The organism is Streptomyces sp. ME19-01-6 (genome assembly GCF_033793745.1).
Taxonomy (GTDB): Bacteria; Actinomycetota; Actinomycetes; order Streptomycetales; family Streptomycetaceae; genus Streptomyces.
Map to the genome: position 1 here is coordinate 144,508 of NZ_JARAXF010000011.1, position 12,687 is coordinate 157,194.

General features: G+C 70.9%; 11 protein-coding genes and 3 pseudogenes. 6 read left to right on the forward strand and 8 right to left on the reverse strand.

Annotated elements, in window-relative coordinates:
* Window positions 1–21 precede the first annotated feature (21 nt).
* The 3 genes from PV419_RS24930 to PV419_RS24940 are packed head-to-tail and all read right to left on the reverse strand — an operon-like array spanning window position 22 to window position 2,558.
* Window positions 22–1,182: an oxygenase MpaB family protein gene (locus PV419_RS24930; protein ID WP_319692384.1), complete on the reverse strand. Its 1,161-nt coding sequence runs from the start codon at window positions 1,180–1,182 to the stop codon at window positions 22–24.
* Between the two features lie 52 nt (window positions 1,183–1,234).
* Window positions 1,235–2,290: a polyprenyl synthetase family protein gene (locus PV419_RS24935; RefSeq protein ID WP_319692386.1), complete on the reverse strand. Its 1,056-nt coding sequence runs from the start codon at window positions 2,288–2,290 to the stop codon at window positions 1,235–1,237.
* Entirely contained in the window at window positions 2,280–2,558 is a 279-nt protein-coding gene (locus PV419_RS24940; RefSeq protein WP_319692388.1) for a polyprenyl synthetase, read from the reverse strand. Before PV419_RS24940 ends, PV419_RS24935 begins: the two co-directional genes overlap by 11 nt.
* A 205-nt stretch (window positions 2,559–2,763) precedes the next feature.
* Here PV419_RS24940 and PV419_RS24945 point away from each other — a divergent pair.
* Window positions 2,764–3,162, forward strand: a pseudogene (locus tag PV419_RS24945) (radical SAM protein); the annotation flags it as partial.
* Here PV419_RS24945 and PV419_RS24950 read toward each other — a convergent pair.
* The gene (locus PV419_RS24950) at window positions 3,062–4,327 is read right to left on the reverse strand and encodes an IS630 family transposase (RefSeq protein ID WP_415925379.1); all 1,266 of its coding nucleotides are present in this window, start codon (window positions 4,325–4,327) and stop codon (window positions 3,062–3,064) included. The pseudogene PV419_RS24945 and the gene PV419_RS24950 sit on opposite strands and share 101 nt — an antisense overlap.
* A pseudogene (locus tag PV419_RS24955) lies at window positions 4,216–4,473 on the reverse strand (maleylpyruvate isomerase N-terminal domain-containing protein); the annotation flags it as partial. The pseudogene PV419_RS24955 and the gene PV419_RS24950, both read right to left, overlap by 112 nt.
* Window positions 4,474–4,643: 170 nt before the next feature.
* Between PV419_RS24955 and PV419_RS24960 the strand changes: the two are divergent.
* The 3 genes and pseudogenes from PV419_RS24960 to PV419_RS24970 all read left to right on the forward strand — a co-directional run.
* Entirely contained in the window at window positions 4,644–5,546 is a 903-nt protein-coding gene (locus PV419_RS24960; protein ID WP_319692389.1) for a hypothetical protein, read from the forward strand.
* Window positions 5,547–5,673: 127 nt separating this feature from the next.
* A complete protein-coding gene (locus PV419_RS24965; protein ID WP_319692391.1) occupies window positions 5,674–6,759 on the forward strand; it encodes an IS630 family transposase in 1,086 nt (361 codons plus the stop codon).
* Between the two features lie 579 nt (window positions 6,760–7,338).
* Window positions 7,339–7,908: pseudogene (locus PV419_RS24970) on the forward strand (radical SAM protein); the annotation flags it as partial.
* Between the two features lie 36 nt (window positions 7,909–7,944).
* Here the strand turns inward: PV419_RS24970 and PV419_RS24975 are convergent.
* A complete protein-coding gene (locus PV419_RS24975; protein WP_319692393.1) occupies window positions 7,945–8,301 on the reverse strand; it encodes a MerR family transcriptional regulator in 357 nt (118 codons plus the stop codon).
* A 48-nt stretch (window positions 8,302–8,349) separates the two neighbouring features.
* Window positions 8,350–9,132, reverse strand: coding sequence for an SDR family oxidoreductase (locus PV419_RS24980; protein WP_319692395.1), 783 nt, complete (start codon window positions 9,130–9,132; stop codon window positions 8,350–8,352).
* A 58-nt stretch (window positions 9,133–9,190) separates the two neighbouring features.
* Here PV419_RS24980 and PV419_RS24985 point away from each other — a divergent pair, with 58 nt between their 5' ends.
* The gene (locus PV419_RS24985; protein ID WP_319692398.1) at window positions 9,191–9,727 is read left to right on the forward strand and encodes a GNAT family N-acetyltransferase; all 537 of its coding nucleotides are present in this window, start codon (window positions 9,191–9,193) and stop codon (window positions 9,725–9,727) included.
* Between the two features lie 33 nt (window positions 9,728–9,760).
* Here PV419_RS24985 and PV419_RS24990 read toward each other — a convergent pair whose 3' ends face one another.
* The gene (locus tag PV419_RS24990; protein WP_319692400.1) at window positions 9,761–10,420 is read right to left on the reverse strand and encodes a HEAT repeat domain-containing protein; all 660 of its coding nucleotides are present in this window, start codon (window positions 10,418–10,420) and stop codon (window positions 9,761–9,763) included.
* Window positions 10,421–10,785: 365 nt separating this feature from the next.
* Between PV419_RS24990 and PV419_RS24995 the strand changes: the two genes are divergently transcribed.
* Window positions 10,786–12,675, forward strand: a complete 1,890-nt coding sequence (locus tag PV419_RS24995) for a 3-hydroxybutyryl-CoA dehydrogenase (protein ID WP_319692401.1) — start codon at window positions 10,786–10,788, stop codon at window positions 12,673–12,675.
* Window positions 12,676–12,687: the final 12 nt, after the last annotated feature.

Here is a 12,687-nt window from a genome sequence, read left to right on the forward strand (position 1 = left end):
GTGCGCTTGAGCGCGCGGTGATCAAGAGACCGTGGCGGCCGGTGGGGTCCACTGGTGGGTGCGGGGCACCGTGCTGGAGACGCCGTAGTCCTTCTTGAGTTGTTCGGGGATGGCGTAGTGCATGACGCGTCCGCGGGTGAGGGAGGACAGCTCGAAGACCGTGGTGAGGTGGCCGAGGCGGTCCAGGGCCCAGGCGCCGAGCGGGGAGTTGTCCTCGATGGTCTCCAGGATGCCGAGGAGGTGGGGCACGGCCTTGACGACCTTGTCCCACGGGGTGTGCGGCACGTTGAGCCAGTCGGCGCAAGTGTCGCCGATGAGGTAGCGGATGAGGGCGGAGACGATCGGGTCGAAGAAGGTGCCGGGCACCACCTCCTCGTAGAGGTCGATGAGCTGCCGGGTCAGGTGGCTGCCCTCCTCGGAAGGCCCCATGTGCCGGATCATGTATTGGTCGAGGAACCGGCGTGCCTCGTCGAGGGTCTTGGGGACGGCGTCCTGGTCGACGCCGAGCATGGCACCGACCACGCGCCAGGCGTAGTAGTAGGCTTCCGCGCCTTCCTGTGACATGTGGATGCCGAGGCGGTGCAGACTGTCCAGCACGAGCAGCGAGAAGAACATCTGCCCGCCGATCATGTCCTCCTGGCAGATCGGCACCCCCAGCACGTCGGTGTCCCACTGGTTCTCGCGTTTGAGGTGGTGGCGGATGGAGGCGTGCAGGAGGCGCACCTTCTGGGCGGCGGGGATGAAGCGGCTGCCGGCCTCGAAGGCGTCGGGCTGCATCAGATAGACGGTGAACTGGCCGGTCTCCGCCATGCGTTTGGAGGGGTACTTCAGCCCGTGGGCGGTCGACAGCAGTTTCGCCACGTGCGGGACCAGGTAGCAGGCGGGCATGGAGGCGAAGGACAGCGCGGTGGAGATGTGCACGTTGTTGTCGATGAAGAACAGCCGAGCCTTCTCCATCTCAGCCCAGTCCACCCAGGACGGCGGGACACGAGTGGCCTCGAGATAGTCCCGCGCGACGTCGGGCAGCCCCTCCGGCAGGGGAGCGCCGACGGTGGAGACGTAGCGCATCAGGGTGTTGAACGTGCCCACCTCCCCCCGTTCGAAGAGTGCGGCGACGGTGGCGTCCGCGAGTTCGTCACCGGCTTGCCGCAAGGCGTCCATCGATGCCTCGGTGCAGGTCATGGCAGGGCCTTTCTGGTGGAGGGCACGGGTCTGTGCCACCCCGGTGCGGGGGTCAGGACAGGCGGACCGCCGCCGAACGCGCCAGCGCGCTCAGTGCGGCGGCGGCGTGCGCGGGTATATCCAGCTCGTGGAGGGCATCGAGCGCTTCCTCGACGCGTGCGCTGATCATGTCCTCGATGCGGTCGGGTGCCCCGAGCCGGCGCATCACCTCGCGGACCGCGTCCAGATCCTCCGCGTCCGGATCGCGTCGGCCCAGTAATGCGCGGAGCCCCTCCCGGTCGTCGTCGCGGGCGAGGCGCCAGGTCTCTGCCAGCAGGGCCGTGGGCCGGTGGCCGCGCACGTCGTCGGCGTTGGCCTTGCCGGTGCGTTCCGGGTTTCCGAACAGGCCGAGCAGGTCGTCCCGCAGCTGGAACGCCTCGCCCAGCGGCAGCCCATACGCGCAGTAGCCCTCGCGCAGCCGCGCGCCGGCCCCGGCCAGGGCGCCGCCGATCAGCAGGGGCTGCTCGACGGTGTACTTCGCGGTCTTGTAGCGGATCACCTTCAGCGACGCTGCGGTGTCCGGACCGGCTCCGGTACGCAGGATCTCCAGGCACTCGCCCGCGATCAGCTCGCGGGCCATCACCGACCACAGGGGGCGGGCCCGGGCGAGATAGGCGGCGGGCAGACCGCTGGTGGCGAACAACTGCCCGGCCAGCGCCATCAGCAGGTCTCCCACCAGCATCGCCAGCGACCTCGCGGCGGCGTCGGCGCGCGGGCGACGCCGTACGGCACTTCGCAGAGCGACATGTGCGGTGGGGCGCCCGTGCCGCAGCGGGCTGTCGTCGATGAGGTCGTCGTGCACGACCGCGGCGGCGTGCACCAGCTCCATGGAGGCCGCCGCCCGCACCAGCGCGTCGCTGTCCGGCTGTCCGACCGCACGCCAGCCCCAGTAGCAGAACGCCGCCCGCAGCCGTTTGCCGTCCGCGACCGCCGCCTCCAGTTGCTCGGCCACCGGGCCCAGGAGCGGGTCGATCGCCGCGAACTGGTCGGCTTCCTGGGCGACGAACCGGTGCAGTACCTCGTCGACGCGGGTCTTGAACGCGGCCGGCTCCCACCGGTCAGACATCATCAGCGGTCTTCCGAGCCAGGGCGTGCCGGGCGAGGATCTCCAGGTGGGCCGGGGGTACGGCCGCGTACCGGTCCAGCGCCAGGCGCCCACGCGCCATCAGGTCGTCCCCGGCCTCCGCCGCCAGCTCCGCGGCGTCCGAGCGGCGCAGCAGCCCCCGCACCGTCCCCAGGGCCGCACCCAGCGTGCTCACCGCCAGATCGGCCAGCCCGGCCGCCAGCAGCACCGCCTTGCCGTCCAGGCCCCCGCCCCGTCCCACTTCCCGCGTCATGGCATCTCCCCACCCACTGCACATCCGGGCGGCGCCGGTCACCCGCCGTCCTTCCCACACCCGCACTCCATGCTGCTCACACTCCGATGGCCCGAAACTTTCCGATCACCAACCTTCAGTGACAACGATCATCCGGGGTTGACACCTATGAATGAAACATGTGTTCTAATTCTGGGCACGAGCGAGACCCCCGGAGGTGCGAGCCATGCGCTGGGACAACCTGACCGACGGCGACGGGGCGGCCGCGCCCGCCCTCTTCGCGGCGGACGCGGTGACCACCCGCACCTTCGACACCCCCGAGTTCCGCGGCATCACGTTCCACGAGATCCGCGCCCGCTCGATCGTCAACCGGGTGCCCGGCGCCTCCCGGATGCCGTTCGCATGGACGGTGAACCCGTACCGCGGCTGCACCCACGCCTGCGTCTACTGCTTCGCACGCAAGACCCACAGCTACCTCGACCTCGACACCGGGCTCGACTTCGACACCCAGATCGTGGTGAAGGTCAACGCCCCCGAACTGCTCCGCCGCGAGCTGGCCTCCCGCCGCTGGCGCGGCGAGCACATCGCCATGGGCACCAACGTCGACTGCTACCAGCGGTCCGAGATGGTTGCACACCAGCAGTAGAGGCGACTGACCAGGTAAAAGCCCCCGTCATGCACCACGGGGGACAACGGGGGCCGCACCGACTCCCTGAGCTGTCTTGCTCGCCGTCGCTACGAGCCTGTTCGTTCCAGGTCTTGATCCACTCTTCGAGCCCGGTCTTCAGTTCATCAAGTGAGCAGAACACGCCGCGTTCGAGGCAGCGTCGTTCCAGCTCCGCGAACCACCGCTCGACCTGGTTGATCCAGGACGAGTAGGTCGGGGTGAAGTGCAGGCGGAACCGGGGATGCGCAAGCAGCCACTTGTGCACCACCGGCGCCTTGTGGGCGGAGAGGTTGTCGCAGATCACGTGGACCGCCAGGCCGGGATCGGTCTGGCGGTCGATCTCGTCGAGGAAGTCACGGAAGTCGACCGCGCGGTGCTGTGCGGACAGCTTCCCGATCACCTCGCCGGTGGCGGTGTTCAGGGCGGCGAACAGGTCCACGGTGCCGTGCCGGACGTAGTCGAAGCTGCGGCGCTCAGGGGTGCCGGGCACCATCGGCAGCACCGGCGCTGTCCGTTCCAGGACCTGGATCTGCGGTTTTTCGTCGACCGCGAAGACGGCCGTGTTCGCCGGCGGGGCGAGATACAGTCCGACCACGTCACGGATCTTGTCGATCAGCAGCGGGTCCGGAGAGATCTTGAAAGTTTCCGTGCGCCAGGGCTGCAGCCCGAACGCCCGCCAGATCCGCAGCACGCTCGTCGGTGAGATCCCCACCCGCCGGGCCAGCTCCCGCTTCGACCAGTGGGTCGCACCCTCGGGCACCTCTTCGAGCGTGCGCACCACCACCTCTTCCACCTGGGCATCGGTGATAGTGCGCGGGACCCCGGGGCGCGGTTCGTCAGACAGCCCGTCCAGCCGGTCGCGTAGGAACCTGGTACGCCACCGCGCCACCGTCTTGCGGTCCATCCCCAGCAGGTCAGGAACGCCTTCGGGTCTTCGTAGACCTGGAGGCGGGGGTTGGCGACCAGCGCGCGTAGTTCGCGTTTGCCGAGGTAGGTCCCGGCGTAGCGGTCCTCCTCGGCACCGTCGTCGACGAAGGAGCCCGGCGACACCAGCGCCTTCTCCACCAGGACGTGGAAGGCGTCCGTGTCGGTCGCGGCCAGCAGCGCCGAATGGTCCGTCCAGGCGAGATGCCCGATCTGGTGGGCGACGCTCCAGCCGGGCGCCGGGGTGGCGAGCGCCCACTGCTCGGCGCTCAACTCGGCCACCAGCCGGTCGAGTTCCTCGCTCTCCTCGCGCAGGTCGTCGAACACGGGCGTCGGATCGGACACGGGACGCTCCCCTCGGGCATGGCAGCGCCGAAGAAAACAAGCAGGCATGCTTGCATAATTGCGGCCGTTCGGTGCACGACCCGGGGCGAGGGCTGCGCGGACCCTGTGTGCTCAATACACTCGGCGATCGGGCCCATCGCGGCGCGCACTCGCATATCGGGGGACGAACGATGAGCAACTGGAACCCGGGCGGACAGCCGCCCCAGGGGCCGCAGCCCTACCAGCCGCAGCCACCTCAGCCCTATCCGCCCCAGCCCTACGTGCCGCCACAGCCCCAGCCGCCCTACCCGGGGCCGCCGGTGCCGCCGCCGGGCGGGCCGATCACCCGGCTGCGGCGGCGGATCGGCCCCATCCACACCGCGCGCAGGGTCTTCACCCCGTCACGGCCGGGCATCGTCTCGGATCCTGAGGTGGCGCGGATGCGGAAGATCAGGACCCTGGTCGGCGTGGGCGCGTTCCTGTGGATGTCCTACGCCTACAAGCTCGCCCCCAAGCTCAGCGATGCGGCGGACGAGCAGGTCGACAAGTCGTGGACCAGCGCCCTCGTGCTGGCGGCGACCCTCCCGGTCGTCGTCGGCGTCCTGTACGGCCTGGCCGCTCCGGCGGCGCGACGGGACCTGCTACGCCGGGCGGGGCGGTGCTTCGGCGCGATCGTGGCCATGATGGCGGCGGCATCCGTCTTCCCGATCATCGTGCTCTCAGGATTCTTCGAGGGCCAGGAACCCCTCGTGGAGGGCCACTTCACCGTGACGAAGGGCCTCATCCTCGCGTTCACCCTCTTCGTCTTCTTCTGGGTGACGCCGTTCGTCGTCTGGGGCGTGGGACTCGCCGCCCAGCACGTGTTCCGCACCGCGGACATCCACGAGACGGTGCCGCCGCTGCTGATCATGGCGTTGGCGTGGGAGATGGCACTGATCGACATGTTCACCGGCGCCCACGAGGGCGTGCCGACGGTGATCCGGTACGTGTTCATCCTGGGCGCCCCGCTCTCCGTCACGGCGGTGGGCCTGTGGGAGCTGCACCGGCTGCGCGTGCACTACGGGCTGGGGATGCGGGGACTGCTGATGCGCTAGGAACGGCGCCTCGCAGGACGTACTAGTGATCTGGTTTTGAGGTCGTGGGTCGCCACGTGAGGCGTCCCCTCTTTCAGAATGCGGCGTTCTGCTGCGGCGGGTAGCGCGCTCGCGCTGTGCTGCGTGGATGGGCGATACCCGGCTGGAACCTGTCGTGTTGTCGGAGGCCGAGCGGCTGACGCTGGAGAGCTGGGCCAAGCGCCGCTCGACCGCCCAGGGACTGGCCGTTCGCGCACGCATCGTGCTGGCGTGCGCGAACGGCTGGAACAACACCGTGGTCGCCGCGCGACTCGGTGTCGGCAGAGATACCGTGCGCCGCTGGCGCACACGGTTCCTTGCCCGGCGACTGGACGGACTCGCCGACGAGCCGCGGCCCGGGGTGCCGCGGACCATCACCGATGCCCAGGTGGAAGAGGTCGTGGTCCGCACCCTGGAGCAGACGCCACAGGGCGGGACGCACTGGTCGAAGCGGGAGCTGGCCAAGGTCGTGGGCATCTCGCCGGCGAGCGTGCTGCGGATCTGGCACGCCTTCGGCCTGCAGCCGTGGCGGACTGGGACCTTCAAGATCTCACCCGACCCGTTCCTGATCGACAAGATCCGCGATGTCGTCGGCCTTTACCTCGCCCCGCCGGCCAATGCCGTCGTCTTCGCGATGGACGAGAAACCACAGATCCAGGCTCTTGAGCGGACCGCACCGGTCCTGCCGATGATTTCGGGAGTGCCCGAGCGGCGGAGTTTCGACTACGTCCGGCACGGGACCGTCGACCTGTTCGCCGCACTGAACACCGCCACGGGCAAGGTGATCACGAAACTGTCCGCCCAACACCGGGCCGTCGACTTCCGCGACTTCCTCGACGAGATCGACCGCCAGACCGACAAGAGCCTTGCGGTCCACGTCATCTGCGACAACCTCTCCGCCCACAAGGCGCCCGTGGTGCACAAGTGGCTGCTCGCGCACCCCCGCTTCCAGCTCCACTTCACCCCGACCTACTCGTCCTGGATCAACCAGGTCGAACGGTGGTTCGCCGAGCTGGAACGACGCTGCCTCACACGCGGGGTGTTCTGCTCACTCGACGACCTCAAGACCGCACTCGAAGAGTGGATCAAGGTCTGGAACGACGATTCCAGGCCCTTCAAATGGACCAAGACCGCCGACCAGATCCTCGACCGCATCTGCCGCTGCTGCGACAGGATCTCCGAACCAGATCACTAGACACTTTGGACGACACACAGGCGCACATTGACGCTGTGGCAGCCATCCACGGCCTTAGCGACGCTGACCTATTCAGTGTGATTACCAATGCCCCCACCTCCGAAAATCCGTAGGCGCCCCCATGCCATACCGACCCCGGCGCAATTGCCCTGCCGTACCCAACTGCCCTAACAGCATCAGCAAACGCCGGGGCCGTCCGTCTTGCGGCTCAACAATGCTGAGGATTGCTCCTGCCCCGCGCCGGGTCCACCGGTCAAGACGGAATCCCCAGAGCGCGCCAATCTCGCCTTTCTCACGTGCCTGCAAAGCTAGGTCTTGCTGGGCCACCTTCTTGCTTCGGCGGAACCGGCTAGCGCTGCCGACTTCCCGCCAGACATGCCGCACGGTGAGACCCAGCTCAGCCGCTGTGCGTCTCCCCCGTGCTTCCTGCGCACTGACGGAGATCTCCCGGCGCCCGGTCTTCGACTTCACGGCTTGGCTCTTGCGGCACACCAGATCAATGAGGGTGCTGGTGTCTTCAGTTGGGGTGCTCATGGGCCAAGATTCGCACGTCAGAGGCTGGGACCTCAGTGTCCAACGGGCACCCTGATCCTGCGCGACCTGGAGCTGCTGCGGCGGGCCTCCCGCGTCACCGACATCGGCGTCTCCGTCTCGGTCGGCTTCACCGACCCCGAGCTGTGGCGCACCGTCGAGCCGGGCACGCCCTCGCCCCAGCGCAGGCTGGAGGCGGTACGCACGCTGACCGACCACGGCATCCCGTGCGGTGTGCTGATGGCCCAGGTCATCCCCTTCCTCGGCGACTCCCCCGAGCAGCTGCGCGCGACCGTACGGGCCGTCGCGGCGGCCGGGGCCACCTCCGTGACACCGCTCGTGCTGCATCTGCGGCCCGGCGCCCGCGAATGGTTCACGGCCTGGCTCGCCCGCCACCACCCGCGTTTGCTGCGCCGCTACGACGCGCTGTACGGCGGCGGGACGTACGTGCCCCGGTGGTATCAGCGGCGGATCACCGGGATGGTCCACGAGTTCGCCGACGAGTACGGCATCGGCCCGTGCCGCGCGGGCGCGCACCGTGGCGTCCCGGACGCGGCCGGTGGGCCAAACGACGCCCCGGCCACGGCTGACGCGCCCGACCAGCTGACGCTGTTGTGAGCTTCCGGGACCCGTACGGCGCCGGGCGCGGCGGCGTCAAGCGGGCGTGTCCACCCCGCTCAGGGCGGCCGCCAGCCGGTCGCGGGCCTCGGTCTGGGCGGCGATGCGCGCGTCGAGGACGGCGAGCCGGTCCCGGGCGATGCCAAGCCCTTCTTGGCTGGGTTTCACGCTCGTCACATCACCGTCCAGGCAGGGCAGGAAGCAGCGGACGTCGTCGAGCGTGAGGCCCACGGAGAGCAGATGGCGGATGTTGCGGACGCGGACGGCGGCGCGCTCGTCGTAGTCGCGGTAGCCGTTGTGCTCGCGCGAGGACGTGATCAGCCCCGCCTGCTCGTAGTGGCGCAGCGCGCGCGGCGTCGCGCCCGTGGCCTTCGCCAGTTCCCCGATCCGCACCGGTCCCACCTCCGGTGCCGTTTCTATCAGCTCTCGCTCAGCTGCCCATCAGCCGACCACCGCCCCGCCGTCCACCGGCAGCACGACCCCCGTCACGAACGACGCCCCGGGCGAGGCCACCTGGACGATCGCCCACGCCACCTCCTCCGGCCGCCCGATCCGTCCCAGCGGGGTGTGGGCCAGCTGCCAGGCCCGTACCTTCGCGCGCTGCTCGGGCGTCAGCCCCTGGTGCTCCCCGATCGGGGTCTCGATCGCCCCGGGAGCGACGGCCACCACCCGCACCCCGCGCGGCGCCAGCTCCACCGCCCAGCTGCGGGTCAGCGTGTCCAGGGCCGCCTTCGTCGCCGCGTAGAGGGAGTTGCCCGCCCAGCCTCGCTGGCCGACGGAGGTGCTGACGTTCACCACCACGCCGCCGCTCTCCTCCAGGGGGCCGAGGGCCGCCCGCGTCAGCAGGACGGGCGCGAGGAGATTGGTCGCCAGGAGCGGTGTGGCCGACTCGGGGGTGATGTCGCCCAGCGGCGCGGCGCGCACGACCGCGGCGTTGTTGACCAGCACGTCGAGTCGGCCGTACGACCCGGTCACGCGCCGCAGGATGTCCTCGGCTGCGCCCTCCGCGGTGATGTCGGCCGAAAGGGGCTGAATCCGCGGGTGGCCCTCCGCCGCCTCCTCCAGCGGCCCGGGCCGCCGCCCGACCGCCACCACCCGCGCCCCCTGCGCGGCGAGGGCCCGGGCGGTGGCCCGGCCGATCCCGGTGCCCGCGCCGGTGACGAGGGCGACCTTGCCGTCGAGCGGGTGTGGGGCTGTGCTGTCGGTGTCGTTGGTGTGGTTCATGGCCAGGATCCTGCGACCCTGCCGCCAATGGCAGGGTCAAGCGGCCTACGGTGGGCGGATGGACGGCGTACGTGTGAGGGACATGACGGAGGCGGACATCGACGCCGTGGCGGCGGTGCGGGTGCGCGGGTGGCAGGCGGCGTACCGGGGGCTGGTACCGCAGGCGCACCTGGACGGCCTGAGCGTCGAGAAGGACGCGGAGCGGCGGCGGGAGTTCTTCTCCAGAGGCGTGGGGGACGTCGTCAACCTCGTGGTCGAGAACGCGTTCGGCGAGGTGGTGGGCTGGGCGTGTTTCGGCCCGTACCGGGACCGCGATCTGCCGTCGGGCGACGCGGAGCTGTACGCGATCTACGTACGCCCCGACCTGATCGGCACCGGCGTCGGGCACGCCCTGCTGACGGAGTCCGTCAGCAGGACCACCGAACGCGGCTTCCCGCGCCTGCGGCTGTGGGTCCTCAAGGACAACGCCCACGCCCGGCACTTCTACGAGCGCGCCGGCTTCACCCCCGACGGCGGCCAAGAGGACTACGAGGTGGACGGCGTCCCCGTCCCCGAGGTCCGGTACGCCCGCGCTCTCGCCCCCATGACCGTCTGAGCCCCTGGCACACGGCCCGGCGCTTGGCCGGCCTCACCGCACCCGCGCCCGCCCCGGCTTGTCCGGGGCGGGGCGGCGTGGGGCCGGGCCGCCGCCCCCGCCGCTGATGCGCGCCAGCGCCGCCGCCGCGGCCGCGCTCAGGCGGGGGTGGCGGGCGGCGGAGGTCAGCGCCGGGGCGGCGCGTTCGTCGCCGATGGCGCCGAGGCCCTCGACGCAGGCGCGGGCGATCGGCCAGTGGCGGTCGCGGGCGGCCAGTTGGCGTTCGAGGGCGGCGACGAGGGCCGGGACGGACTCGGGGGCGCGCAGTTCGACGAGCAGGCGGATGGGGTGGAGGGAGTAGGCGGTGCGCAGCGGGTTGGTGGCCAGGGCGGCCGCGGCGCGGGCGGTGCGCGGGTCGCCGAGGCGGGCCAGGACGCGGGCGGCGGTCGCGCAGCGGGCCGGTTCGCGGTAGTTGAGGAGGAGGACGAGGGTCTCGAAGGCGCGCCGGTCGCCCGCGCTGCCGAGCACGAACGCGGCGGTCTCCCGCGCCCACAGGGGCTGTTCGGGCGCGACGAGGATGCGGGCGAGCTGTTCGCGGGCGGCGGGGGTGCCCTGCCGTACGAGCGCGAGCAGCGAGGCGTGGGCCCTGGTCTCCTCCGGGGACGAGAGCGAGGCCCGCACCCGGTCGGTCAGTACGCGGAATTCTTCGTCCATGTCGAGTGATCTCCCCTCCCCGGTGACCGGCGCCCGGGCGGCGGGCGCGCGCGTCACAAAATGAGCTCTGGCGTCTTGGTTACCCGCGAGTTAAACTGTCGACACGAGCAGCACCCCTGCTCTGGCGGCCTGGTGACGCAGCCGCCGTGTGAAGTCGGTTCGGCAGTGCAGATGTGTACGGCGTGGCCCCGGGACAGGGCCGGCCATGTGTCTCCCACGGGCAGTTTCCTCCGTGTGACGCTGTCCGTCAGGGAGCGTGCAAGCCCTTCCGCCGGAGTTTCGTGTCAGCCCGCCGCGCATGACCGAAAGCTCCTCTCAGTCGTCACGTCATCCCCACTTCCGGGGAACACCCTCTGGAGTCCGCGATGGACCGTCTTCCGACCAACGACGCCGGCCGTCCCTCCGGCCGTCCTTCCGGCCGTACGCCCAGCCCCGCGCCCAGCCGTACGTCCTCCCCAGATCTCTCCCCCTCCGAAGCCCCGCTCACTACTGTCGCGGTCATCGGACTCGGCACAATGGGCACCGGCATCGCCGAACTGCTGGCCCGGGCGGGCCGCGAAGTGGTCGGCATCGACATCAGCGAGGCCGCCGCCCGCCGGGCCGTCACCGCGCTGGAGACCGCCACCGCCCGCGCCGTGCGCCGCGAGCGGATGACCGAGCGGGAGCGACAGGAGGCACTGGCCCGCTTCCGCGTCCGCACCGAGCTGCGCGCCGCGGCCGACGCCGACCTGGTGATCGAGGTGGTGCCGGAGAGCTATGAGATCAAGCACGAGGTCTTCACCGCCCTGGACGCCGTCGTCCGGCCCGACACCATCCTGGCCACCGGCACCAACGCGCTGTCCGTGACCCGGCTGGCCGCCGACTCCGCCCGCCCCGAGCGCGTCCTCGGCCTGCATTTCTTCAATCCCGCACCCGCCATGAGGCTCGTCGAGATCGTCTCCAGCGTGCTGACCGCCCCGACGGCCGTCGCCGCGGTCACCGCGCTCGCCCGTGACCTGGGCAAGGAGCCGGTCGCGCTCGGCGACCGGCCGGGGTTCGTCGCCGACGGCCTGCTGTTCGGCTATCTCAACCAGGCCGCCGCGATGTACGAGGCGAAATACGCGGCGCGCGAGGACATCGACGCCGCGATGCGGCTGGGCTGTGGCCTGCCGATGGGCCCGCTGGCGCTGCTGGACCTGGTCGGCATCGACACGGCCCGTACCGTCCTGGAGGCGATGTACGCGGCCTCCGGCGACCGGCTGCACGCGCCCGCGCCCGTCCTGGGCCAGCTCGCCGAGGCCGGGCTGACCGGCCGCAAGGCGGGCCGCGGCTTCTACACGTACGAGGCGCCGGGCAGCGGCGTGACGGTCCCGGACGCGCTGACCCCGGACCCCGCCGACCGGGCCCCGGCCGCCGCGCGCCCGGTCCGCGCGGTGGGGGTCGCGGGCTCGGGCACCATGGCGAGCGGGATCGCCGAGGTCTTCGCCAAGGCGGGCCACGACGTCGTCCTGGCGGCCCGCACGCCCAAGAAGGCGGAGGCGGCCAAGGCCAGGATCGCCCGGTCCCTGGAGCGGTCGGTGGCCAAGGGCCGGCTGACCGGGCAGGCCCGCGACGAGGCGCTGGCCCGGATCGCCCCGGCCGGAACGCTGGACGCCTTCGCGGACGTGGACCTGGCGGTCGAGGCGGTCGCCGAGGACCTGGCCGTCAAGCAGCAGCTGTTCGCGACGCTGGACAAGGTCTGCAAGCCGGGCGCGGTGCTGGCCACGACCACCTCCTCGCTCCCGGTGATCGCCTGCGCCCGCGCGACCTCGCGCCCACAGGACGTGGTCGGCCTCCACTTCTTCAACCCGGCGCCCGCGATGAAGCTGGTCGAGGTGGTGCGTACGGTCCTCACGGCGGACGATGTGCGGGCCACGGCCCACGCGGTGTGCCGGGCGGTGCGCAAACACCCGGTGGACTGCGGCGACCGGGCCGGCTTCATCGTCAACGCCCTGCTGTTCCCGTACCTCAACAACGCGGTCAAGATGGTCCAGGAGCACTACGCCTCGCCGGACGCCATCGACGCCGCCATGAAGCTCGGGGGCGGCTATCCGATGGGCCCCTTCGAGCTGCTGGACGTCGTGGGCCTGGATGTGTCCCTGGCCATCGAGAAGGTGCTGCACCGCGAGTTCCGCGAGCCGGGCCTCGCGCCCGCGCCGCTGCTGGAACACCTGGTCGCGGCGGGGTGCCTGGGGCGGAAGACGGGGCGCGGCTTCCGCGAGTATGCGAAGGCCTGAGGAGCGGCCGGG